Origin of the sequence: Acidovorax sp. sif1233 (assembly GCF_019218755.1) — a bacterium.
Lineage (GTDB): Bacteria > Pseudomonadota > Gammaproteobacteria > Burkholderiales > Burkholderiaceae_C > Acidovorax.
This window is the reverse complement of sequence record NZ_JAHUWZ010000004.1, coordinates 337,099-359,526: the sequence shown is the minus strand read 5'-3', so window position 1 is coordinate 359,526 and position 22,428 is coordinate 337,099. Positions and strand designations below refer to the sequence as shown.

Annotated in this window: 21 protein-coding genes; 11 read left to right on the top strand and 10 right to left on the bottom strand. The window is 68.3% G+C overall.

The genetic code is table 11. The features are described 5' to 3' along the window. Positions 1–243: 243 nt before the first annotated feature. Both KW843_RS16035 and KW843_RS16030 read left to right on the top strand, forming a co-directional pair. Complete coding sequence (locus KW843_RS16035) at positions 244–1,767, top strand: aldehyde dehydrogenase family protein (protein WP_218296144.1); 1,524 nt, start codon at positions 244–246, stop codon at positions 1,765–1,767. A gap of 175 nt (positions 1,768–1,942) precedes the next feature. Next, positions 1,943–2,320, top strand: coding sequence for a DUF779 domain-containing protein (locus KW843_RS16030; RefSeq protein ID WP_218296143.1), 378 nt, complete (start codon positions 1,943–1,945; stop codon positions 2,318–2,320). Between the two features lie 18 nt (positions 2,321–2,338). Here the strand turns inward: KW843_RS16030 and KW843_RS16025 are convergent, their stop codons facing one another. The 10 genes from KW843_RS16025 to KW843_RS15980 form a co-directional block, all read right to left on the bottom strand. After that, positions 2,339–3,370, bottom strand: a complete 1,032-nt coding sequence (locus KW843_RS16025) for an SDR family oxidoreductase (protein WP_218296142.1) — start codon at positions 3,368–3,370, stop codon at positions 2,339–2,341. 71 nt (positions 3,371–3,441) lie between these two features. Further along, complete coding sequence (locus KW843_RS16020) at positions 3,442–3,591, bottom strand: hypothetical protein (RefSeq protein WP_218296141.1); 150 nt, start codon at positions 3,589–3,591, stop codon at positions 3,442–3,444. Positions 3,592–3,737: 146 nt separating this feature from the next. After that, complete coding sequence (locus KW843_RS16015; RefSeq protein ID WP_218296140.1) at positions 3,738–4,496, bottom strand: S9 family peptidase; 759 nt, start codon at positions 4,494–4,496, stop codon at positions 3,738–3,740. Next, a complete protein-coding gene (locus KW843_RS16010; RefSeq protein WP_255591042.1) occupies positions 4,480–5,568 on the bottom strand; it encodes a DUF3182 family protein in 1,089 nt (362 codons plus the stop codon). The genes KW843_RS16015 and KW843_RS16010 overlap by 17 nt, the downstream gene beginning before the upstream one ends. Positions 5,569–5,939: 371 nt before the next feature. Continuing rightward, positions 5,940–6,593 carry a hypothetical protein gene (locus tag KW843_RS16005; RefSeq protein WP_218296138.1) on the bottom strand — a complete coding sequence of 218 codons (654 nt, stop codon included), beginning with the start codon at positions 6,591–6,593 and terminating at the stop codon, positions 5,940–5,942. A gap of 92 nt (positions 6,594–6,685) precedes the next feature. Beyond that, a complete protein-coding gene (locus KW843_RS16000) occupies positions 6,686–6,898 on the bottom strand; it encodes a hypothetical protein (protein WP_218296137.1) in 213 nt (70 codons plus the stop codon). 382 nt (positions 6,899–7,280) lie between these two features. Continuing rightward, positions 7,281–8,552: a benzoyl-CoA 2,3-epoxidase subunit BoxA gene (gene boxA, locus KW843_RS15995; protein WP_218296136.1), complete on the bottom strand. Its 1,272-nt coding sequence runs from the start codon at positions 8,550–8,552 to the stop codon at positions 7,281–7,283. A gap of 130 nt (positions 8,553–8,682) precedes the next feature. After that, complete coding sequence (boxB, locus tag KW843_RS15990; RefSeq protein ID WP_218296135.1) at positions 8,683–10,110, bottom strand: benzoyl-CoA 2,3-epoxidase subunit BoxB; 1,428 nt, start codon at positions 10,108–10,110, stop codon at positions 8,683–8,685. Between the two features lie 31 nt (positions 10,111–10,141). Next, complete coding sequence (gene boxC / locus KW843_RS15985) at positions 10,142–11,812, bottom strand: 2,3-epoxybenzoyl-CoA dihydrolase (RefSeq protein ID WP_218296134.1); 1,671 nt, start codon at positions 11,810–11,812, stop codon at positions 10,142–10,144. 143 nt (positions 11,813–11,955) lie between these two features. Beyond that, positions 11,956–12,897, bottom strand: coding sequence for a helix-turn-helix transcriptional regulator (locus tag KW843_RS15980; protein ID WP_218296133.1), 942 nt, complete (start codon positions 12,895–12,897; stop codon positions 11,956–11,958). Between the two features lie 250 nt (positions 12,898–13,147). Between KW843_RS15980 and KW843_RS15975 the strand changes: the two genes are divergently transcribed. The 9 genes from KW843_RS15975 (at position 13,148) to KW843_RS15935 (ending at position 22,416) form a co-directional block, all read left to right on the top strand. Beyond that, positions 13,148–13,615, top strand: coding sequence for a DUF4863 family protein (locus tag KW843_RS15975; protein WP_218296132.1), 468 nt, complete (start codon positions 13,148–13,150; stop codon positions 13,613–13,615). A gap of 209 nt (positions 13,616–13,824) precedes the next feature. Beyond that, positions 13,825–15,375, top strand: a complete 1,551-nt coding sequence (locus tag KW843_RS15970; protein WP_218296131.1) for a 3,4-dehydroadipyl-CoA semialdehyde dehydrogenase — start codon at positions 13,825–13,827, stop codon at positions 15,373–15,375. Between the two features lie 79 nt (positions 15,376–15,454). Further along, entirely contained in the window at positions 15,455–17,005 is a 1,551-nt protein-coding gene (locus tag KW843_RS15965) for a benzoate-CoA ligase family protein (RefSeq protein ID WP_218296130.1), read from the top strand. After that, positions 17,002–17,826: an alpha/beta fold hydrolase gene (locus KW843_RS15960; protein ID WP_218296129.1), complete on the top strand. Its 825-nt coding sequence runs from the start codon at positions 17,002–17,004 to the stop codon at positions 17,824–17,826. The genes KW843_RS15965 and KW843_RS15960 overlap by 4 nt, the downstream gene beginning before the upstream one ends. Next, on the top strand, positions 17,823–18,995 hold the full coding sequence (locus tag KW843_RS15955) for an ABC transporter substrate-binding protein (protein ID WP_218296128.1): 1,173 nt from the start codon (positions 17,823–17,825) through the stop codon (positions 18,993–18,995). Before KW843_RS15960 ends, KW843_RS15955 begins: the two co-directional genes overlap by 4 nt. 42 nt (positions 18,996–19,037) lie before the next feature. Next, positions 19,038–19,910: a branched-chain amino acid ABC transporter permease gene (locus tag KW843_RS15950; RefSeq protein ID WP_218296127.1), complete on the top strand. Its 873-nt coding sequence runs from the start codon at positions 19,038–19,040 to the stop codon at positions 19,908–19,910. A 68-nt stretch (positions 19,911–19,978) separates the two neighbouring features. Next, positions 19,979–20,932: a branched-chain amino acid ABC transporter permease gene (locus KW843_RS15945; RefSeq protein WP_218296318.1), complete on the top strand. Its 954-nt coding sequence runs from the start codon at positions 19,979–19,981 to the stop codon at positions 20,930–20,932. After that, positions 20,929–21,681 carry an ABC transporter ATP-binding protein gene (locus KW843_RS15940; protein ID WP_218296126.1) on the top strand — a complete coding sequence of 251 codons (753 nt, stop codon included), beginning with the start codon at positions 20,929–20,931 and terminating at the stop codon, positions 21,679–21,681. Before KW843_RS15945 ends, KW843_RS15940 begins: the two co-directional genes overlap by 4 nt. Positions 21,682–21,714: 33 nt before the next feature. Further along, a complete protein-coding gene (locus KW843_RS15935) occupies positions 21,715–22,416 on the top strand; it encodes an ABC transporter ATP-binding protein (protein WP_218296125.1) in 702 nt (233 codons plus the stop codon). The last annotated feature ends 12 nt before the right edge of the window (positions 22,417–22,428 follow it).

Sequence of the window (22,428 nt, the reverse complement as noted above, 5' to 3'; positions counted from 1 at the left end):
GGCCAGGGCAATAGCGATGGCCGCGGGGCTGCTTCAACTGTTCCATTTCGTGACAGGTGTCGCGTTCTGGAGCGGACACCTTAACGGCCTATGGGTTGTGCTTTCTTGCGAACGCGCAAACAAAGCCATAAAAATCAACCACTTGGAAGATTGGCTGGGTTGGCACGGGTTTTGAGTCATGTCCTCTATCTGGCGGCGCGCTGTGCCGAGCAGATGTCCACAAATCCACCGGAGACAGACAACATGACCGTTTACGCAGCCCCCGGCGCCGCTGGCGCCAAGATCGCCTACCAAGCCCAGTACAACAACTTCATCGGCGGCAAATTTGTGGCCCCGGTCAAGGGCCAGTATTTCGATGTCATCTCGCCCGTGAACGGCAAGGTCTACACCCAGGCCGCCCGCTCCACTGCCGAAGACATTGAACTGGCGCTGGACGCCGCCCACGCCGCCGCCGACGCCTGGGGCAAGACCGACGCCGCCACGCGCGGCAACATCCTGCTGAAAATTGCCGACCGCATCGAGCAGAACCTGGAGTTGCTGGCCTATGCCGAAACCGTGGACAACGGCAAGGCCATCCGCGAAACGCTGAACGCCGACATCCCGCTCACCGTGGACCATTTCCGCTACTTCGCGGGCTGCGTGCGGGCGCAGGAAGGCGCGCTGTCCAACATCGACGAGAACACCGTGGCGTACCACATCCAGGAGCCGCTCGGTGTGGTGGGCCAGATCATTCCGTGGAACTTCCCGATCCTGATGGCCGCCTGGAAGCTGGCGCCTGCGATTGGTGCGGGCAACTGCGTGGTGCTCAAGCCCGCCGAGTCCACGCCCATCTCCATCCTGATCCTGGCCGAACTGATCGCCGACCTGCTGCCGCCCGGCGTGCTCAACATCGTGAACGGCTATGGCCGCGAGGCGGGCATGCCGCTGGCCACGAGCAAGCGCATCGCAAAAATCGCCTTCACCGGCTCCACCAGCACGGGCCGCGTGATCGCGCAGGCCGCCGCCAACAACCTGATCCCCGCCACGCTGGAGCTGGGCGGCAAGAGCCCCAACATCTTCTTCGCGGACGTGATGGACAAGGACGATGCCTTCCTGGACAAGGCCATCGAGGGCCTGGTGCTGTTCGCGTTCAACCAGGGCGAGGTCTGCACCTGCCCCAGCCGCGCGCTGATCCAGGAGTCGATCTACGACAAGTTCATGGAACGCGTCTTGAAGCGCGTGGCCGCCATCCAGCACGCCAACCCGCTCGATACCGACAGCATGATGGGCGCGCAGGCCAGCAAGGAGCAGCTCACCAAGATCCTGTCGTACCTGGACCTGGGCAAGCAGGAAGGCGCCGAAGTGCTGGCCGGCGGCGGCCAGGCCCACCTGGGCGGCGACCTGGAAGGCGGCTACTACGTGCAGCCCACGCTGTTCAAGGGCCACAACAAGATGCGCATCTTCCAGGAAGAAATCTTCGGCCCCGTGCTGGCCGTGACCACCTTCAAGGACGAGGCCGAGGCCCTGGCGATTGCCAACGACACGCTGTACGGCCTGGGCGCCGGCGTGTGGAGCCGCAACGGCAACGTGGCCTACCGCATGGGCCGCGCGATCAAGGCCGGGCGCGTGTGGACCAACTGCTACCACGCGTACCCGGCGCACGCGGCGTTTGGCGGCTACAAGGAATCGGGCATTGGGCGCGAGACGCACAAGATGATGCTCGACCACTACCAGCAGACCAAGAACCTGCTGGTGAGCTACTCAGAAAACAAACTCGGCTTCTTCTGATTTGGTGGGTTGTGGCCCACAGGGCGCCGCTGGCGTCGTTGCGCCGTCTTGCCCTGGCGCTGCCGCTGCCTGCGACGACGCGCCTGGCCATCGACGCTCTGTGAACCACCGTGACGCTGCTGCGAAATTACTTTCAGCACAGCAGCGTTTTTTGTCGGCACATCAGGAGATCACCATGGTCGAGAGAGTCATTGCCACCGAGGCAGCCCTGGCGCTGATCGCGCAGCTGCAGGCGCAGCATGGCAGCGTGTTGTTCCACCAGTCGGGTGGCTGCTGCGACAACAGTGCGGCCAACTGCTATCTGCCCACCGATCTCACGATTGGAGCCAGCGATGTGCTGCTGGGCGATGTGGGCGGCGCGCCGTTCTACATCGGCAAATCCCAGTACGAGTACTGGAAACACACGCAGCTCATCCTGGATGTGATCGACGGGCACGGCGGCACGTTTTCGCTGGAAGGCAGCACGGGCAAGGCGTTCCACACCCGCTCGCGCCTGTTCACCGACGGGGAGTGGGCCGAGATCGAACCACGGGTCAGCCAGGATCTGGCGTGATGCCGCACGCCGCTTTCTTCACGCGCCGTCTCCCGCGTTGCCCGTGATGGGCAGCACGGTGCCGGTGATGTAGCTGGAGCAGCAGGGGGCCGCCAGGAACACATAGGCGGGAGAAATCTCCTCGGGCTGTGCAGGGCGGCCCATGTGCGTCTTTTCGCCAAACCTGGCAATGTCCCTGGGCGCCTTGTCCGCGGGGTTGAGGGGCGTCCACACGGGCCCCGGGGCCACCGCGTTCACGCGGATGCCCCGCTCGGCCAGGTTGTGGGCCAGGGCCTTGGTGAAGGCATGGATGGCGCCTTTGGTGGCGGAATAGTCCAGCAGTTCCTTGCTGCCGCGCAGGCCGGTGACCGAGCCGGTGTTGATGATCGAATCGCCCCGGTGCAAGTGGGGCAGGGCTGCCTTGGCCATGTAGAAGTAGCCATAGATGTTGGTCTGGAACGTCTCGTCGAAACGCTCCGCCGTCAGCGCTTCGAGGGAGTCCGCGTGCTCCTGGAACGCGGCGTTGTTGACCAGCACGTTGAGTTTGCCAAACGCCTTGACCACCTGCCGCACGGCGCCGGCGCAGAATGCCGCGTCCTTGACGTCGCCGGGTATCAGGATGCACCGGCCGCCCTCGGCCTCCACCAGCTCGCGCGTCCGCTGGGCATCCTCGTGTTCGGCCAGGTAGGCGATGGCGACATCCGCGCCCTCGCGGGCAAACAGCACCGCCACCGCACGGCCTATCCCGGAGTCGCCCCCGGTAATGAGGGTGGAGAACCCCGTGAGCTTGCCGCTGCCCCGGTAGTGGGGTGCCTCGAACCTCGGCTTGAGCTGCATCTCGGCCTCGCTGCCGGGTTTGGCAAGGTGCTGGGCCGGCAGCGGGGGGGCGGGTTCCGAGCGCCCGGGGCCGGGCGCGGGGGCCTTGCCCCGGGCCGAAGCGGGCGCTGCCTTGGCCGGGCGGGCGCGCTCGTCGCGGCGGTCCTGCGCTGCCTGGATCTTCTTTTGCTTCGCGGCCGTGGCCGTGGCCCGTGCGGCCGGGGTGGACGGGGCTGTCTTGGATGATGGCGTCATGGCAAGGCTTCTTCACATGCGGTGGATGGGAAACGGGCGGCGTCGGGCCGGCGCGTGGTGTGCAATCGCGGTCAGCCCAGCGGCTTCCATAGCGGGGGCTCGGGCTCGGGAAACCGCAGCGGCACCTGGCGGGGCCGGGCCATGGCTTCCCACTGGCGCATGCGCTTGAGTTCGCGGGGCTTGAGGTGGGGATCGGAACCGGAGCGGTGTGTCTTGGACATGGTGTTCTCCAGGGCGGCAGGGAAGAAGCTCCATTAGCCCTCCGCGCGCGCGGCGGCCGTGTCGGACAGTTTTGACTGTGCCCATCGGATGGATGCGGCGAAGGCCCGGCGGGTGGCGTGGCGCCTCCGGCGCCCGCCGGCCTACGTCACTTCTTGCCGGAGGGCTGTCCGTTCTTGGCCAGCCCCAGCATTTCCGACATCCAGGTCACCAGCATCGCGGTGTAGGCCTCGCTCCATTCGGGTTTGGACAGGCTGTGGTCTGCCTGCTTGATCACCCGGTAGGTCATGGAGTGGGTGCGCAGGAACGCGGCGCGGTAGTTCTCGATGACCGGGTGCGGGACGATGTGGTCGAGTTCGGATTCGACCAGCAGCACATCCCCTTCGAAGACCGCGCTGGCCGCCAGGGCGCGGTTGCTGTCGGAGGCGAGTTTCATGGCGCGGTAGCGGGATATCTCCTGACGGTCGAGGTTCTGCTTGGACACCAGCCAGTCCTCGTCCTTGTAGAGCGCGGGAGCGCGCAGCGCCATCCACCGCAGGGGCCGCAGCGCGCTGAGAACGGTGGCCAGGTAGCCGCCGTAGCTGCTGCCCACCACCGCCACGGAGTTGGCGTCCACCGCGGGGTGGCCCGTGAGAAGGTCGTAGGCGGCGAGCATGTCGTTGAGGTTGTCTTCCCGGGTGACCGTGTCGCGGTGGGCCTTGTCGCTGGCATGGCCCCGCAGGTCGAAGGTCAGGCAGATGCACCCCAGGGCGGCGATGGCATGGGCGCGCGCAAGATACTGCTCCTGGCTGCCGTCCCAGCCGTGCACCAGCATGACGCCCGGCACCACGGTGTCGGGCGCGACCAGCGTGCCTGCGATCGTGCGGTCCCCCGAGGGAATCTGGATCGCCCTATGCCGCGTGGCCATCGCGATGCACCAGGGCGTATTTGGTCAGCAGGCCCACTTCGGGATCCTCTCCCCGGAAGTATTCCGTCGCCGCTGCCGGAAGGGGCTCGAAGCGGCCATACGTCTCCACGCAGCTGGCCTGCACCGAGCGCAGGGAGCGGTCGGCGTGAAAGGCTTCGAGCGCGGCCACTTCGGCGCCGGTGGCGCCGCCGATCCTCCAGGATTGCTCCAGCACCCCCGAGCACCACCGGCCGTCGGCCGCGATGCCCTGCGCGACGTCGTAATTGATGCGCGAGGCGAAAAACCCCGGAAAGCACTCCCGCACCGCGGCGTCGTATGCCAGGGCCTGATCGACCGCCTTGCGGACGGGGCCGGGCGGGAGCGTGGACAGGAGCGCGTGGAAATCGCCCCGCACCACGGTCAGGTCGGAGCCGCCGTAGGCCATCGCGCCGGTGTTGTTCTGCGTGAGGCGCTGCCTGCCGTGGTACGAGGCCAGGATGCCCGCCACGCGCACCTGGCCCACGCTCAGCGTGTCCACCTGGGAGAGGTTGTGCTCCAGCACGATGCCCTGCTCGACCAGGGCCGCCTTGCCCAATGCCGCCAGGCAGGCGGAGAGCGCGCGGGCGTCGGGCACCACCGTCTGGCCACGCCCTCCGGTCTCGCCCACGGGCTTGACCCGCACGGGACCCAGCGCCAGCAGTTGTTCACCGGCCTCCTGCGCATCCCGGCTGGAGAACGCGGTGTAGCCCGGCAGCACGGCGGCACCGACCCGGCGGGAAAACGCCTCGCTCCAGCCTTGCGGGGCCGCGGCCGTGGCCGACACCAGGGGATGGGTGATGGCCTTGGTGGCGACGAAGGCATGGGGCACCACGCCGCCGAACAGGTCGTCTTCTCCCAACAGGCCCAGGCGCTGCGCCGTGGACGCCACGAGGGTGTCGCTGGGCACGAGGTAGGTGCGGCGGGTCCACAAGGGCTGGGGCACCTCTTCCATGAAGGGGCAGCCCTTGAGCGCGGCGACATGGCGGGCGATCTGCTCGCGCGTCACGTGTTCGTGCACGCTCGAGTGCCCCTTGATGCCCTGCGTGAACGGCATGACGATTTCTGTCTGGGCGGATGATCTGGAGGGCGAGGGGCGGAGAGCGTCACCGTATGCGGACAAGGCGGTCATGCGGATTCCTTTGCTCTCGGAAACGGCGAGAGGGGCCGGCGGCGCCATCGCCAGGGGGATGCCGCCATCGTATTTTTGGACCGCCGGGCCTGTTGTAGGACGAATGAGCAACTGTGGCGCGGAGCGCGCCAGCCGGGAACGCCAGGGGAAGCCCGACCCGTTCCACGCGGGCAGGAATAAGCCGCCCACTCCCGCGCGGGGGAGGGGCGGCCAGGGAGAGGCAGGGGCGCCGCGCCACGGGCCGGGTCACCGGCGAACGTGCGCCCGCCGGCCTTCCTCAAGGAGCGGCGCCGCCGTCAGCCTGCGTCCTTGGATTTGCCGGATGTGGCGCCGGGATTGCTGGTGCTGCTGCTGCCCGTGGCACCGGCCTGGCTCTTGGAGGGGGACTGCTGGTTGCGCGAAGTGCGCCAGGTATTGAAGTCGTCGGAAAACTTCTCGTAGCGCTCCTTGCGCCACGACTGGTAGTCCTCGTCCAGCAGGCGCAGCTGTTCCTGCCGCCATTGCTGGTAGTCGGGGTCGTGGTGACCCTGGCGGCCCTGGGAGGGCCCGCGCAGCTCATCGTCGCTGCCCCAGCGCCCACCCCCTCGGGCATAGCCCGCGCGGTCCTGGTCCTGGTAGTCCCGGTAGTCGCTGTCGAAGCGGCTGTTCGGCGGGTGGTACATCTCCCGGCCATCGTTGCGGTAGCCGCCGCCTCCCTGGAACCGGTCCGGCGAGGAAAAACGGTCACGGCCCTCGCGCGGCGGCAGGCCCAGGCCAGCGTTGCCACGGTAGTCGTTGCGCACCATGCCGTACTGGCCGTACCGGTCATCCAGCTCGGGGGCGTAGCCCGGGCGCTGGTCATCGCGGTCCATGCTGCCGCGGTGGGCGCGTTCGGCATACCGCCCTTCGTCGTGGTCCCGACCCATGCCATGGCGGGAAAAGCCGCTGTCATCACTGTCTCGATAACCCATTTTCAATTCTCCTGGTGTGTTGGTCCGTTCATGGTTGCTGGCTGGTCAGCCAGGGTTGCGAGGAAATGCCTGCCGGTGCCTACAAGGCCGGCTCAGCGCTGGTTCTGGGAAGAGCGGCGGGAAGAATCGCCTTGCTGCTCGCGGCTTCCCTGGTTGCCGCCGGAGCCCGGGCGCTCGTTCTGCCCCTGCTGGCGGCTGCCGGAAGCGCCGGTGCTCTGCTCCGCCTGGCGGTTGCCCGAACTCTTGCGCTGGGAGTCGCTGTCGTCGGTGTATTGGTTGTGGCCTTGGGGGTTGTTGTTGGGCATGGAATATCTCCTGATGATCAAAAAAAATGCACACGAAGGCCGTGTGTGAATTCATTTTGAAAATCTGCGGCAGCGATTTCTGTAGGTTCCGTCCTATAGGCGGGTCGGTTTTTTTCCATGCGGCGGCGTCAGGCCCCGCGCATCTGGCAGCGCGCAGGCGAGCGGGTGGCGGGGACGCGGCTGGCGCGGGGCCGAGCGGCCGCTGCACGGCCGCAGGGGGCGAGTGCGGCCAGCGGGCCTAGGGGCGTGCGGAGCGCCGACAATAGATGGATTGCTATTAAATATATAGCTTATGGCGCTTGTTTATCAAGCGCTGAAGCCCGTTTTCAATGAAAACTCGGCGGCGGCCCCCGCTCCGCAGGGGACTGCGCCAGGCCTGCCGTCAATAGGTTTCCAGGTGCAGCCGCCCTTCGCGCTGGAGCACTGCGCCCACCTGTTCCCACTCCAGGCCGCTGTCGCGGGCGATGTCGCGCAGCGCCATCACCACGCCTTCTTCCATGCTCTTGAGGCCGCAGACGTAGAAGTGGGTGTTCCCGTCGCGCAGCAGCGCGGCCAGGTCGGCGGCGCGCTCGCGCATCAGGTCCTGTACGTAGCGCCGGGGCTGCCCGGCCGTGCGCGAGAACGCGAGGTTGATGTCGATGAAGTCCTTGGGCAGGCTTTGCAGAGGGCCGAAGTAGGGCAGCTCCTGCTGGGTGCGCGCGCCGAAGAACAGCAGCAGCTTGCCGCCCTCGAACTTGCCGCTGCTGCGCAGGCGGCGGCGCCATTCGGTCATCGCGCGCATGGGCGCGCTGCCCGTGCCGGTGCAGATCATCACGATGTGCGAATGGGGGTGGTTGGGCATCAGGAACGAGCTGCCGAACGGCCCCACCACCTGCACCGTGTCGCCCACCTTCAGGTCGCACACGTAGTTGGAGGCCACGCCGCGCACGGCGTTGCCGTCGTGGTCGGTGGTCACGCGCTTCACGGTGAGCGCCAGGTTGTTGTAGCCGGGCCGCTCGCCGTTGCGCGGGCTGGCGATGGAGTATTGGCGCGCATGGTGCGCCTTGCCCAGCACGTCGGTGCCCGGCGGGACGATGCCGATGGACTGCCCCTCCAGCACCGGGAACGGCATGCTGCCGAAGTCGAGCACGACGTGGTGCGTCTCGCTTTCAAAGCCTGCTTCGGTGCAGTTGAAGTTGCCCACCACCGTTGCCGTGGTGGGGCTCTTGGGCGGGAACAGGTTGGTGTAGGGGTGCGCGGCCGACCAGGGCGGCACGGTGGCGCCGTACTGGGCGGAACGGAAGGCCTGCGTGCCGGGCTCCACGGGCGCGGCCGGTGCAGGCGCCAGTGCGGTGTCCATGGCCGAGGGCGCTGCGCCTTCGGCGGCCAGCACATCGGGCGCCAGTTCTGGCGGCAGCGCCTCCCAGGTGAGCTGTTCTTCGATCGTGTACGCGCGCGCCACCGGCATGGTGCGCCAGTTGTCGATCGAACCCGTGGGGCACGGCGAGATGCAGGCCATGCAGCCATTGCAGACGTCGGCCCGCACGACGTAGTTGTTGTCGTCGTGCGTGATCGCGTTGACGGGGCAGGTGGCCTCGCAGGTGTTGCAGCGGATGCAGATCTCGGGGTCGATCAGGTGCTGCTTGATGACTCCGGCTTCAACGGCCATGTCCATGTTGTTCTCTCCTGAAAGCCCTCCCCTTTCGGGGGAGGGTTGGGTGGGGGCCCGCGGCGCTTGTCGTGGTCGCGCTGCTGCCCCCATCCCAGCCTTCCCCCGGAAGGGGAAGGAGCAATACCAATACCCATCAACCGAAACGCACGTACTCGAAATCCACCGGCTGGCGGTTGATGCCCATCACCGGCGGCGAGATCCAGCCCGCGAACTTGCCCGGCTCGACCACGCGGCCCATCAACGATGCCACGAAAGCGAAGTCTTCGGCGCTCGGCAGCCATTCATCTCGCTTGGCGGCCCATTCCATGTCGTTCACCACGCGGCCCTCGGGCGACATCTTGATGCCGGCGAGCGCGCCGATCTGGCGGTTGAAGGCCTTGTGCGGCACAGTCAGGCGGGTCGGAATGCCGGCCTTCTCGAGCACCTTGTTCCAGCGGCCGACGCCGGCCACCGAGTCCTTGATGAAGTCGTCGCGCAGCACTTCGTTGAGCGCGTTGAGCATCGGCACGTCCTTCTCGACGAGCTGGCCGTCCTTCACTTCCAGCACCTTGTAGGTCTGGCCCTTGAGCACGTGGTCGTCGCCCCGCTTGCCTTCCTCATAGCGGCCCTTCAGGCCCGAGCTGTAGAAGATGGCGGCGTTGCTCGACTGGTCGGCGCCGAACAGGTCGATGGTCACGCTGTAGTGGAAGTTCAGGTAGCGCTGGATCGTGCCCAGGTCGATGGCGCCGGCCGCGCGCACCTTCTGCGGGTCGTCCGTCTTGAGCTCGTTCATGACCTGCGCGGTGCGCGCGAGCACGCGCGACACGCCGCTCTCGCCCACGAACATGTGGTGCGCTTCCTCGGTCAGCATGAACTTGGTGGTGCGCGCGAGCGGATCGAAGGCGCTCTCGGCCAGCGCGGCCAGCTGGAACTTGCCGTCGCGGTCGGTGAAGTAGGTGAACATGAAGAACGCCAGCCAGTCGGGCGTCTTCTCGTTGAAGGCGCCCAGGATGCGCGGGTTGTCCTGGTCGCCCGAGGTGCGCTGCAAGAGCGCCTCGGCCTCCTCGCGGCCGTCGCGGCCGAAGTGCTTGTGCAGCAGGTAGACCATGGCCCACAGGTGGCGGCCCTCTTCCACGTTGATCTGGAACAGGTTGCGCAGGTCGTACATGCTCGGCGCCGTGAGGCCCAGGTGACGCTGCTGCTCGACCGAGGCGGGCTCGGTGTCGCCCTGCGTCACGATGATGCGGCGCAGGTTGGCGCGGTGCTCGCCGGGCACGTCCTGCCAGGCCTTCTCGCCCTTGTGGTCGCCGAAGTGGATTTCGCGGTTGGCGTCGCCGGGGTTCAGGAAGATGCCCCAGCGGTAGTCGCGCATCTTCACGTGGCCGAACTGGGCCCAGCCCTGCGGGTCGACGCTCACGGCCGTGCGCAGGTAGACCTCGTGGTTGGTCGAGCCTTCGGGGCCCACGTCGTCCCACCAGTTGATGAAGTTGGGCTGCCAGCCTTCGAGCGCGCGCTGCAGCGTGCGGTCTTCGCCGAGGTTGACGTTGTTGGGGATCTTCTCGCTGTAGTTGATCGTGCTCATCGTTGTTCCTTGGGTTGTTCAGGCTGCCAGTTCAAACGCGGTTCAAGTCGAAGCCGGCTTTCTCGCCGGTGCCGTAGACCTTGAGCGCGCCCTTCTCGCCGACGGCGTTGGGGCGGTTGAAGATCCAGTTCTGCCAGGCCGTGAGCCGGCCGAAGATGCGCGTGGCCATGTTCTCCTTGCTGGCAAAGCGCAGGTTGGCCTCCAGCCCGGTCAGCGCATCGGGCGACATGGCGGCGCGCTCCTCGACGGCGATGCGGATCTCGTCGTCCCAGTCGATGTCGTCGGGCGCGGCGGTGACGAGGCCGAGCTTCAGTGCCTCGTCGGCATCGAGCGGCTGGCCGGCGGCGGCGCGGGCGGCGTCCAGCGGCGCGGCCTCTTCGTAGAAGCGGCGCTGCAGGCGGCTCTGGTCGTTCACCATGGGGAAGAAGCCGAAGTTGAATTCGTTGAGCACGAGCTTCGGTGCGCGCGCGGCATCGTCGGGCAGCGCGAGCATGTAGCTGCGGTCGGCGGCAAAGGCCAGCTCGGCCAAGGTGCCGGCAAAGCAGGAGCCCGCCTCGACCAGCGCAAACAGGCTGCGCGACGACACGTCCAGCCGCGCCAGCGTGCGGCGTAGCGCGCCGATGGTCTCGCGCACCAGCCAGTGGTCCTTGTGGGCGAGCATCAGGGCGTCCGATGCGAGCACGGCCTGCGCGTCGCCCTCGGTCTTGAGCAGCCAGGTGCCGATGTCGAGCTCGTTGGTGCGCAGGTTGAGGATGGCGTCGTCGAGCTCGCGCGCCAGGGCCAGCGGCCACCAGGCGGCCCCAGTGGCCTCGATGGCCGCGATGTCGGCGGGCTGTGCGCCGGTGGGCGCCTTCAGCGTGAGGGTGGCCGTGCGCCTGGCGCGGTCGATCTGCACCTCGACATGCGAATAGCGCAGGCTGTCCGCGCCGTCCTCGCGCTCCAGGCGGGTCAGGGCCACGCCCTGGGCGCCGACCGGGCGGTCGCTGCCGACGGCCAGCTCGGTGGCGCGCGCCTGCACGGCGGCGGCGAACTGGGCAGGTTTGGCCACCGCATCCACCAGGCGCCAGTCCACCGCGCGCTGGCCGCGCACGCCTTCGACGCTGGTGCAGAAGATGTCTGCCAGGTCGTGGCGCACATGGCGCTTGTCGGTCACGCGGGTCAGGCCCCCGGTGCCGGGCAGGACGCCCAGCAACGGCACTTCGGGCAGCGACACCGAGGAAGAGCGGTCGTCCACCAGCAGGATCTCGTCGCACGCCAGGGCCAGTTCGTAGCCGCCGCCCGCGCAGGCACCGTTGACCGCGGCGAGGAACTTCAGGCCGGAGTGCTTCGACGAATCCTCGATGCCGTTGCGCGTCTCGTTGGTGAACTTGCAGAAGTTCACCTTCCAGGCGTGGCTGGAGACGCCCAGCATGAAGATGTTGGCGCCGGAGCAGAAGATGCGGTCCTTGCCGCTGGTGACGATGACGGTGCGCACGCCCGGGTGCTCGAAGCGCACGCGGTTGAGCGCGTCGTTGAGCTCGATGTCCACGCCCAGGTCGTAGCTGTTGAGCTTGAGCTTGTAGCCGGGGCGGATGCCGCCGTCTTCGGCGATGTCGAGCGACAGGCGGGCCAACGGACCCTCGACCGCCAGTTTCCAGTGGCGGTACTGCGTGGGATCGGTGCGGTAGTCAACGCGGGAGGGTGCGGTGGTCTGGGCGGTCATGGGGCGTCTCCGTCAAAAACTGCGAACAGGAATAATAATGCATAAATCAATCGACTGATGTGCATCATGATGCATGTTTGCGAGCGAGTCAATGCATGCCGCGGTTTTTTGCTGGATTTATGGCGCGCGGGGGCGCCGGGGTGTCAGTGCGGCGGGTGGGCCATCAGCTTGCGCACCCCGGCGCGCAGCTGCCGCAGGCTTTCCTCGAGGTTCTGCCCCGAGGTGTCGATGGTCAGGTCCGCCTTGGAATAGAAGGCGGCCCGGCCTTCCAGGATGCGGCGCAGGTCGTCCATGGCTTCCTTGCTCGCGGCCATGGGGCGCATGTCGCCCTGGGCCAGCACGCGGCCCATGTGCTCCTCGGGGGCGGCGCGCAGCCACACGGTGGTGCAGTGCGCGAGCAGTTCGTTGAAGGTGGCGGGGTCCGAGACGATGCCGCCGGGGGTGGCGATCACCACCTCGCTGTGGATCTGCACGATCTCTTCGAGCGCGCGGCGCTCGTAGCGGCGGTAGGCGGTGGTGCCGTACAGGTCGTGGATCTCGCGCACGCTGCAGCCCGCCAGGGTTTCGATCTCGCGGCTCAGCTCGATGAACGGCACGTCCAGGTCGCGTGCCAGCAAAGGCCCCAGCGTGGACTTGCCCGCGCCCCGCAGCCCCACGAGCGCGATGCGCCGGTGGCGCGCCGTGTCGCTCGCGCCGCTGCTCAGCAGCTCATGCAGCGCCAGCCGCGCGCGGCGCAGCTCGGGTTCGCTGCGGTGCTCCAGCAGTTCGCGGATCAGCAGCCATTCGGGGGAACGGGTGGTGAAGTCGCCCACCAGCTCGGCCAGCGAGCAATGCAGCGCGCCCGCCACCTGCTGCAGCACCAGGATGGACGCGTTGCCCGTGCCGTACTCCAGGTTGGCAAGGTGCCGCTCCGACACATCGGCCGCCATGGCCACCGCCTTGCGCGTGAGCCCGCGCTGCGCCCGCAGGTTGCGAACGCGTTCGCCGAGGGCGGCGAGCAGGGGGTTGCGGGCCTCTTCGGTGGGCGCAGCCGTGCCGCCGCCAGCGAAAGGTGGCAGGGTGACTGTGTCTTCTTGTTCGTTCATGTCCATCCTCGTTCACGTCGGCTGCGGCGTGGCATTTTGCGGTGCGTGCCCCGGGCTTCAAACGCTTTTGAAGGCGTTCGGCCGCCGCTAGGGGAAAACACCATACATGCACTATAGTGCTTGACACTGCATCAAGCATTAACTATTGTTCGTGTGCAGGCAAGATACTGCACATTGCTCCGTCCCACAAGAACACATATCAAGCCTTGTGCACGCTGCACTCCATTGTCCCAGCCACCCACGAGTCGCCATGTCCGATAAAGCAGCATTTCATGAAGCCCTGTCCGCATTGACGGGCCAGATCGCGGGCCGTGCCCTGGACGGCGACCTGCAGGCCTGGCTCAACCAGACCCACGGGCCCGCCAGCGCGGCCTACCAGCAGCTCAAGGCGGGGTGCCTGGCCGGCGTGGCGCAGGGCTGGCTCTGCGAGCGCGAGGGCGGCGGCATCCGCTACGGCCGCGTCTTCAAGGCAGACGACGCGCTGCACCGCTTCTCGGTGGATGTGGTGGACATGCAGGACATCGCCGGCCCGCACCACACCCATCCGCTGGGCGAGATCGACCTGATCATGCCGCTGGAGGGCGACGCCACCTTCGACGGGCATCCCGCCGGCTGGTGCGTGTACCCGCCCGGCAGTGCCCACCGCCCCACCGTGGCGCAGGGCCGCTCGCTGGTGCTCTACCTGCTGCCCGAAGGGCAAATCCAGTTCAGCAAGTGAAACACCCCCTGAGTCGCTTCGCGCCTTCCGCCTCTCTCATATTGCTCCGCAATCTGGGAGGGGGACGCCCCCGGTGCACGCAAGCGGAGCGCTGCCTGCGCGGCATGGCGGCCCTTGCACGGCGACGCTGGCCGGGACCATGCCCATTTCGTGCGCCGCGCGCTGATGACCGATAACCCGCTTTTTTTTCTGCCTATCTCTCTATCTGTATGACCGAACTGCTCCCCAACTACGCCGCCGGACGCTGGCAGACCGGCCACGGCCCGGGCGCCGTGCTCAAGGACCCGGTGCTGGGCCATGACCTGGTGCGCGTGGATGCCACCGGGCTCGACCTGCCCGAGGCCTTCCGGTTCGCCCGCGAGCAGGGCGGCTCGGCCTTGCGTGCGTTGACCTACCGGCAGCGTGCCGCTCTCCTGGGCGCCGTGGTCAAGGTTCTGCAAACCCACCGCGACGCCTACTACGAGATCGCCACGGCCAACGCCGGCACGGTGAAGAACGACTCCGCCGTGGACATCGACGGCGGCATCTTCACGCTGGGCCAGTACGCCAAATGGGGCGACGCGCTGGGCGACGTGCGCGTGCTGCGCGATGGCGATGCCGCCAGGCTCGGCAAGGAGCCCGTGTTCCTGTCGCAGCACCTGCAGGTGCCCACGCGCGGCGTGGCGTTGTTCATCAATGCCTTCAACTTCCCGGGCTGGGGCCTGTGGGAGAAGGCGGCGCCCGCGCTGCTCTCCGGCGTGCCGGTGATCGTCAAGCCCGCCACGTCCACGGCCTGGCTCACGCAGCGCATGGTGCGCGATGTGGTCGATGCGGGCGTGCTGCCGGCGGGCGCGCTGTCGGTCATCGCAGGCAGCTCGGCCGGGCTCATGGACCAGCTCGGGCCGTTCGATGTGGTCTCGTTCACCGGCTCGGCGGACACGGCCGGCATCATCCGCGCGCACCCTGCGGTGGCCGGGCGCTCGGTGCGCGCCAACATCGAGGCCGACAGCCTCAACAGCGCCTTGCTGCTGCCCGATGCGGCGCCCGGCAGCGACGCCTTCAACCTGCTGGTGCGCGAAGTGGTGCGCGAGATGACCGTCAAGTCGGGCCAGAAATGCACCGCCATCCGCCGCATCCTGGTGCCGGCAGGCGTGTACGGCGCTGCGGCCGAGGCCATCGGCGCCAAGCTCGCGGGCGTGACGGTGGGCAACCCCCGCAACGACGGCGTGCGCATGGGCTCGCTCGTCAGCACCGCCCAGCTGCACGCCGTGCGCGAAGGGCTTGCGCAGCTGTGCGCCCACGCCGACATCCTGCACGACGGCCGCCACCAGCCGCTGGTGGATGCCGACCCCGCCGTGGCCGCCTGCATCGGCCCGGTGCTGCTGGGTGTGCACGACGCCGATGCGGCGGCCGTGGTGCACGAGGTCGAGGTGTTCGGCCCCGTGGCCACGCTGGTGCCCTACCGCGATGTGGACCACGCTGTGGCGCTCGCGCAGCGCGGCCAGGGGTCGCTGGTGGCATCGCTGTACGGGGCCGACGAGGCCGCGCTGGGGCATGCCGCCGTGCAGCTCGCAGCCAGCCATGGCCGCGTGCACGTGGTGACGCCCGACGTCGCCCAGGCCCACACCGGCCACGGCAACGTGATGCCCATGTCGCTGCACGGCGGCCCGGGGCGTGCGGGCGGCGGGGCGGAGCTGGGAGGCCTGCGGGCGCTGGGCTTCTACCACCAGCGCAGCGCCGTGCAGGCCAGCCCCGGTGTGCTGGCCGCGCTCGGCCTCTGACCGCCCAGGCGCAGACCACAGCAGCCGCCAGCAAGCACGCACCACCAGAAAAACGCCAGCGAACCACGGAGACATCGCCATGACCACCCTGCCAGAGCGTTTCAACTTTGCACAGCACCTGTTCGACCTGAACCGCGACCACGCGCAGCGCACGGCCTACATCGACGACCGCGGCATGCTGAGCTACGGCGACCTGCAGGACCGCGCCCGGCGCCTGGCCGGTGTGCTGGTGGATGCCGGCCTGCGGCGCGAAGAGCGGGTGCTGATGCTCATGCACGACACCAGCGACTGGCCCGTGTGCTTTCTGGGCTGCCTGTACGCCGGCGTGGTGCCCGTGGCGGTGAACACGCTGCTCACGGCGGACGACTACGCCTACATGCTGGGCCACAGCCGCGCGCAGGCCGTGCTGGTCTCGGGCGCGCTGCTGCCCGTCCTGCAAGACGCGATGGCGCGCGGTGGCCATGAGGTGTCGGCGCTGTGGGTGTCGCAGCCCACGCAGGCACTCCCAGCCGGCGCCGTGGGCCTGGACGAGGCCATTGCCAGCGCCCAGCGCCTGCCAGCGCCCGCAGCCACCGGGCCCGACGACCCGGGCTTCTGGCTGTATTCGTCGGGCTCCACCGGCAAGCCCAAGGGCACGGTGCATACCCACGGCAACCTCTGGTGGACGGCCGAGCTGTACGGCAAGCCCGTGCTGGGCCTCACGCGCGACGATGTGTGTTTCTCGGCGGCCAAGCTCTACTTCGCCTACGGGCTGGGCAATGCGCTGACGTTCCCGCTGTCGGTGGGCGCCACGGTGGTGCTGATGGCCGAGCGGCCCACGCCCGATGCCACCTTTCAGCGCTGGGTGGACCACCGGCCCACCGTGTTCTTCGGTGCGCCCACCGGCTTTGCGGGCATGCTCGCATCGCCCCGGCTGCCGGCGCGCGCCCAGGTGGCGCTGCGCATGTGCTCGTCCGCCGGCGAGGCGCTGCCCGCCGAGATCGCCCAGCGCTTCAAGGCGCATTTCGGCTGCGACATCATCGACGGCATCGGCTCCACCGAGATGCTGCACATCTTCTTGTCCAACCGCCCGGGCGACATCCGCTACGGCACCACGGGCAAGCCCGTGCCGGGCTACGAGGTCGAGCTGCGCGGCGAGGACGGCCGCCCCGTGGCGGACGGCGAGGTGGGCGACCTCTACATCCAGGGCCCCAGCGCCGCGCTGATGTACTGGAACAACCACGACAAGACGCGCGACACCTTCCAGGGCGGCTGGACCAAGAGCGGCGACAAGTACGTGCGCGATGCGGACGGCTACTACACCTACGCCGGGCGCAGCGACGACATGCTCAAGGTCAGCGGCATCTACGTGTCGCCCTTCGAGGTCGAGGCCACGCTGATGCAGCACGCCGCCGTGCTGGAGGTGGCCGTGATCGGCAAGCAGGATGGCGACGGCCTGACCAAGACCAAGGCCTTCGTCGTGCTCAAGGACGGCCAGGGCGCGACGGAAGAGGAGCTCAAGGCCTTCGTCAAGGACCGCCTGGCGCCCTACAAGTACCCGCGCTTCATCGAGTTCGTGCCCGAGCTGCCCAAGACCGCCACCGGCAAGATCCAGCGCTTTCGCCTGCGCGAGCAGGAGGCCCGGGCATGAGCGCCACGGCCAGCTCCGGCGACGCGGCGTCTCTGGCCAGTATCTCCTGGCGGGGGCAGGCCGTGCAGGTCGAGTACCAGTGGATAGCGCCCGAGCGCACGCAGGCGCCGCTCGTGGTCTTTCTGCACGAAGGGCTGGGCTCGCTGGCGATGTGGAAGGACTTCCCGCAGCGGCTGTGCGCGGACGGCGGCTTTCGGGGCCTGGTGTTCTCCCGCCCCGGCTACGGCCGTTCCACGCCGCGCGCGGCCGATGAACGCTGGGGCGTGGACTTCATGCACCGGCAGGCCGAGGAGGTGTTGCCCGCGCTGCTGCAGGCGCTGGGCGTGAGCGAAGCGCCCTGGCTGTTCGGCCACAGCGACGGCGCCTCCATCGCGCTGCTGTACGCCGCGCGCTTTCCGGAGCGCGTGGCGGGCCTGGTGATGCTGGCGCCGCACATCTTCGTCGAGGACGTGACCATCGCCAACATCGAGCTGGCGCGCACGGCCTATGAAACCACCGACCTTCGAAGCAAGCTTGGCCGCTACCACGACGACGTGGACTCGGCCTTCTGGGGCTGGAACCGCATCTGGCTCGACCCCGCATTTCGCGCGTGGAACATCGAAGCGGACATCACCGCCGTGCGCGCCCCCGTGCTGGCCGTGCAGGGCCTTGACGACGAATACGGAACGCTGGCGCAGATCCGCGGCATTGCCGAGCGCGTGCCGGGCACCCGCCTGCTGGAGCTGCCCGCCTGCGCGCATTCCCCCCACCGTGACCGGCCCGGCGACGTGATCGCCGAGACGGTGGCGTTCATCACGACAACATCCAGGAGGCAACCATGACATCTCGCTACGCACGCACGGCATTCGCAGCGCTGGCACTGGCCTGCGGCGCCACCGCAGGCACGGCCCAGACCACCGACAAGCTCAAGGTGGGTCTCATGCTGCCGTTCAGCGGCACCTTCAGCGCGCTGGGCGTTGCCATCGAGAACGGCTTTCGGCTGCACGTGGCCGAGCAGGGCGGCAAGCTCGCGGGCCGCGAGATCGAGTTCTTCAAGGTCGATGATGAATCGGACCCTGCCAAGGCCACCGACAACGTCAACAAGCTCATCAAGCGCGACGGCGTGGACGTGATCGTCGGCACCGTGCATTCGGGCGTCGCCACGGCGATGGCGCGAGCCGCCAAGCAAAGCGGCACCCTGCTCATCGTGCCCAACGCGGGTGCGGACGCGGTCACGGGCGCGCTGTGCGCGCAGAACATCTTCCGTTCGTCGTTCTCCAACTGGCAGTCGTCCTACGGCATGGGCACCGTGGCCGCGAAGCAGGAGAAGAAAAAGACCGCCGTCACCATCACCTGGAAGTACGCCGCCGGCGACGAGATGACCGAGGCCTTCAAGGAAGGCTTTGAAAAGGAAGGCGGCAAGGTCGTCAAGCAGCTCACCGTGCCGTTCCCGAACGTGGAGTTCCAGGCGCTGCTCACCGAGATCGCGGCCACCAAGCCCGACGTGGTGTTCGCATTCTTCGCGGGCGGCGGCGCGGTCAAGTTCGTCAAGGACTACGCGGCCGCCGGGCTGAACAAGGTCACGCCGCTGTACGGCTCGGGCTTTCTGACCGACGGCACGCTGGAGGCGCAGGGCGATGCCGCGCAGGGCCTGCTCACCACCCTGCACTACGCCGACGGCCTGAATACCCCGCGCGACAACGCGTTCCGCACCGCCTACGCAAAGTCCTTCAAGCTGCAGCCCGACGTGTACGCGGTGCAGGGCTACGACGCCGCCCAGATCCTGGCCACGGGCCTGAAGGCCGTGAAGGGCGACATCGCGAAGAAGGCCGATTTCGCCGCCGCCGTGCAGAAAGCCACCATCGACAGCCCGCGCGGCCCCTTCACCATGAGCCGCGCCCACAACCCCGTGCAGGACATCTACCTGCGCAAGGTGGACGGCAAGGAGAACAAGGTCGTCGGCGTGGCCGCCAAGGCGCTGGCCGACCCCGCGCGCGGCTGCAAGCTGTAAACGGCTGGCTGACCGTCTCCGTCAACACAGGACACACCTTCCATGGACATCGGCACCTTCCTGGTCCAGTGCCTGAACTCGGTCCAGTACGGGCTGCTGCTGTTTCTGGTGGCATCCGGGCTGACGCTGATCTTCGGCATCATGGGCGTGATCAATCTCGCGCACGGCAGCTTCTACATGATCGGCGCCTACATGGCGTTCGCGCTGTCGCCGCTGTTCGGCGACCAGTTCCTCGTCATGCTGCTCGCGGGCATCGCGCTGGCGGCGGTGCTGGGCTACCTGCTGGAGTGGGCGTTCTTCAGCTACCTGTACCAGCGCGACCACCTGCAGCAGGTGCTGATGACCTACGGGCTCATCCTCGTGTTCGAGGAACTGCGCTCGCTGCTGGTGGGCAACGACGTGCACGGCGTCAAGGCGCCTGCGTGGCTCGATGGCAGCTTCGCGCTGGGCGAACTCATGAGCTACCCGTGGTACCGCCTTTTCGCGTCGGCGGCCTGCATCGTGCTGGCCGTGGGGCTGTACTGGGTGGTCAACCGCACCCGCCTGGGCATGATGGTGCGCGCTGGCGCCAGCAACCGCGACATGGTGCGCGGCCTGGGCATCGACATCCGGCGGCTGTACCGCATCGTCTTCGCGGCGGGCGTGGCGCTGGCGGCGCTGGCCGGGATGATCGCCGCGCCCATGTCCTCGGTGTACCCCAACATGGGTGCCAGCGTGCTCATCATCTGCTTCGTGGTGGTGGTCATCGGGGGCATCGGCTCCATCACCGGGGCGCTGGTGGCGTCGCTGCTGGTGGGGTTTGTCGATACCTTCGGCAAGGTGTTCTTCGCGGAAATCAGCGGCATCGGCGTGTACCTGCTGATGGCCGGCATCCTGATCTGGCGGCCGGAAGGCCTGATGGGGCGCAAGGCATGAGCGCCGTGCACCCCACCACCGCCGCCGCGCCTGCGGACACCGCCACTGCGCCGCGCGGCGGCTGGCGCATGCGCGCACTGCTGCCCGCCGCCGTGGCCATGGCCGCCGCCATCGCCGGGCCGCTGCTGGGCCCCTACTGGGCCGACCTGCTGGTCAAGGTCATGATCCTGTCGATCTTCGCGCTCAGCCTGGAACTGCTGGTGGGCATGACGGGGCTGGTGAGCCTGGGGCATGCGGCCTTCTACGGCATCGGCGCCTATGCCACCGTGCTGGGCTCGGGGGCGGAGGGCGGCAACCTCATCGTGCTGATGCTGGGCGCCATGGGGGCGGCTGCGCTGTACGCGCTGTGCGTGGGCGCCCTGAGCCTGCGCACCCGCGGGGTGTACTTCATCATGGTCACCCTGGCCTTTGCGCAGATGGCGTTCTTCGTGTTCCACGACACCAAGGTGGGCGGCGGCAGCGACGGCATCTACCTGGACGTGCGGCCCACGCTTGGCGGCCTCAGCCTGGAGTCGCGCCACGCTCTTTTTTACCTGGTGCTGGCGGCATTGGCGGGCACCTACGGCCTGCTGGCGCTGGTGCGCAGATCGCGCTTTGGCGCGGCGCTGGCGGGCATCCGGGTGAACGAGCAGCGCATGCGCGCCGCGGGGTTCGCCACCTATGGCTACAAGCTGGCGGCCTTCGTGATGGCAGGGGCGCTGGCGGGGCTCGCGGGCTCCCTGCTGGCCGTGCGCGATGGCGTGGTGAACCCGGAGCTGCTGTCCTGGCACACCTCGGGCGACGTGCTGCTCACGGTCATTCTCGGGGGCATGGGGCATCTGCGCGGCGCGGTGATCGGGGCGGTGGTGTTCACGCTGCTCAAGGAGCTGCTGTCCACCCACGCCCTCATGGGGCCGTTGGCAGACCACTGGCAGCTCACCCTGGGCCTGACCATCATCGTGTTCGTCGCGGTGCTGCCGCAGGGGCTGGTGGGCCTGGCGCAGCGTTTGGGGCCACCCATCGGAAAAGGGGGCAAGCCATGAGCGCACCACCCCTGCTGTCCGTGCAAGGCCTCACGCGCCGGTTCGGCGGGCTGGTGGCGGTGAATGCCGTCACGCTCGACCTGCGCCAGGGCGAGGTCCACGCGGTGATCGGCACCAATGGCGCGGGCAAGTCCACCCTGATCAACATGCTGTCGGGCGAGATCGAAGCGTCCGAGGGGCGCATCACCCTGGGCGGGCAGGACATCACCCACCAGTCGCAGGCGCGCCGCGCGCTGGCGGGCGTCGGGCGCAGCTACCAGCGCACCACGATCTTCCCGGAGTTCACCGTGCACGAGAACTGCCGCCTGGCCGCGCAGGCCGCCACGCCCCGGCCCTGGGCCTTGTGGCAGGCGGCGCGCCACTGTGCCGACAGCAATGCCACCGCCGCGGCGGCGCTGCAGGCGGCCGGGCTTGCGGCAGACGCACGGCGCACCGCCGGTGCGCTGAGCCACGGCGCCAAGCGCCAGCTCGAGGTGGCCATGTGCATCGCCACCCGGCCGCGCGTGCTGCTGCTGGACGAGCCGCTGGCCGGCATGGGTGCGGAGGAGACCGAGCGCATGCTGGCGCTGCTGGCCGACCTGAAACCGCACCACGCGATCCTGCTGGTCGAGCACGACATGGACGCCGTGTTCCGCATCGCCGACCGCATCACCGTCATGGTCAACGGCACGGTCATCGCCAGCGGCAGCCCGGCAGAGATCCGCAACAACCCCGAGGTGCGCACCGCCTACCTCGGAGAAGGGCATTGATGTGATGACCACCCCCATGACAAGGAACGCACCATGCTGAATGTGGTCGGGCTGCACGCCCGCTATGGCGACAGCCATGTGCTGCGCGGCGTGGATGCGCAGGTGCCCGCCGCCACGTCGGTGGGCCTGCTGGGGCGCAACGGCATGGGCAAGACCACGCTCATCCGCTCCCTGATGGGCTACCTGCGCCCGCCCGAAGGCCAGGTGCAGATGGACGGCCGCACCGTCACCGGCTGGCCCCCCGAAAAGATGGCGCGCCTGGGCATTGGCTACGTGCCCGAGGGGCGCGGCATCTTCCCCAACCTGTCGGTGCGCGAGAACCTGGTCATGAGCCAGCGCGCGGGCCTGGACGGCTCCCGCGCCTGGACCTTCGACCGCGTGATGGCCACCTTCCCTCGGTTGTCGGAGCGGCTCTCGCACGGCGGGCAGCAGCTGTCCGGCGGCGAGCAGCAGATGCTGTCCATCGGCCGTGCGCTGATGACCAACCCGCGCCTGTTGATCCTGGACGAAGCCACCGAGGGCCTGGCCCCGCTCATCGTGGCCGAGATCTGGCGCGTGATCTCCGAGATCCGGGCCACCGGCATCGCCACGCTGATCGTGGACCGCGACTGGCGGCGGGTGCTCTCGCACACCGACCAGGCCCTGGTGATGGAGAAGGGCCACATCGTGCTGGCCGCGCCGTCGCCTGACCTGCGGGCAGCGCCCGCGGCGCTGGAGCAGCTGCTGGGCGTGTGATGCGCGCGGACG

Bases quoted from the DNA above. Each gene is read 5' to 3' on its own strand.
- KW843_RS16035 (WP_218296144.1), top strand. From the start codon at position 244: ATGACCGTTTACGCAGCCCCCGGCGCCGCTGGCGCCAAGATCGCCTAC.
- KW843_RS16030 (WP_218296143.1), top strand. From the start codon at position 1,943: ATGGTCGAGAGAGTCATTGCCACCGAGGCAGCCCTGGCGCTGATCGCG.
- KW843_RS16025 (WP_218296142.1), bottom strand. From the start codon at position 3,370: ATGACGCCATCATCCAAGACAGCCCCGTCCACCCCGGCCGCACGGGCC.
- KW843_RS16020 (WP_218296141.1), bottom strand. From the start codon at position 3,591: ATGTCCAAGACACACCGCTCCGGTTCCGATCCCCACCTCAAGCCCCGC.
- KW843_RS16015 (WP_218296140.1), bottom strand. From the start codon at position 4,496: ATGGCCACGCGGCATAGGGCGATCCAGATTCCCTCGGGGGACCGCACG.
- KW843_RS16010 (WP_255591042.1), bottom strand. From the start codon at position 5,568: ATGCCGTTCACGCAGGGCATCAAGGGGCACTCGAGCGTGCACGAACAC.
- KW843_RS16005 (WP_218296138.1), bottom strand. From the start codon at position 6,593: ATGGGTTATCGAGACAGTGATGACAGCGGCTTTTCCCGCCATGGCATG.
- KW843_RS16000 (WP_218296137.1), bottom strand. From the start codon at position 6,898: ATGCCCAACAACAACCCCCAAGGCCACAACCAATACACCGACGACAGC.
- boxA (WP_218296136.1), bottom strand. From the start codon at position 8,552: ATGGACATGGCCGTTGAAGCCGGAGTCATCAAGCAGCACCTGATCGAC.
- boxB (WP_218296135.1), bottom strand. From the start codon at position 10,110: ATGAGCACGATCAACTACAGCGAGAAGATCCCCAACAACGTCAACCTC.
- boxC (WP_218296134.1), bottom strand. From the start codon at position 11,812: ATGACCGCCCAGACCACCGCACCCTCCCGCGTTGACTACCGCACCGAT.
- KW843_RS15980 (WP_218296133.1), bottom strand. From the start codon at position 12,897: ATGAACGAACAAGAAGACACAGTCACCCTGCCACCTTTCGCTGGCGGC.
- KW843_RS15975 (WP_218296132.1), top strand. From the start codon at position 13,148: ATGTCCGATAAAGCAGCATTTCATGAAGCCCTGTCCGCATTGACGGGC.
- KW843_RS15970 (WP_218296131.1), top strand. From the start codon at position 13,825: ATGACCGAACTGCTCCCCAACTACGCCGCCGGACGCTGGCAGACCGGC.
- KW843_RS15965 (WP_218296130.1), top strand. From the start codon at position 15,455: ATGACCACCCTGCCAGAGCGTTTCAACTTTGCACAGCACCTGTTCGAC.
- KW843_RS15960 (WP_218296129.1), top strand. From the start codon at position 17,002: ATGAGCGCCACGGCCAGCTCCGGCGACGCGGCGTCTCTGGCCAGTATC.
- KW843_RS15955 (WP_218296128.1), top strand. From the start codon at position 17,823: ATGACATCTCGCTACGCACGCACGGCATTCGCAGCGCTGGCACTGGCC.
- KW843_RS15950 (WP_218296127.1), top strand. From the start codon at position 19,038: ATGGACATCGGCACCTTCCTGGTCCAGTGCCTGAACTCGGTCCAGTAC.
- KW843_RS15945 (WP_218296318.1), top strand. From the start codon at position 19,979: ATGCGCGCACTGCTGCCCGCCGCCGTGGCCATGGCCGCCGCCATCGCC.
- KW843_RS15940 (WP_218296126.1), top strand. From the start codon at position 20,929: ATGAGCGCACCACCCCTGCTGTCCGTGCAAGGCCTCACGCGCCGGTTC.
- KW843_RS15935 (WP_218296125.1), top strand. From the start codon at position 21,715: ATGCTGAATGTGGTCGGGCTGCACGCCCGCTATGGCGACAGCCATGTG.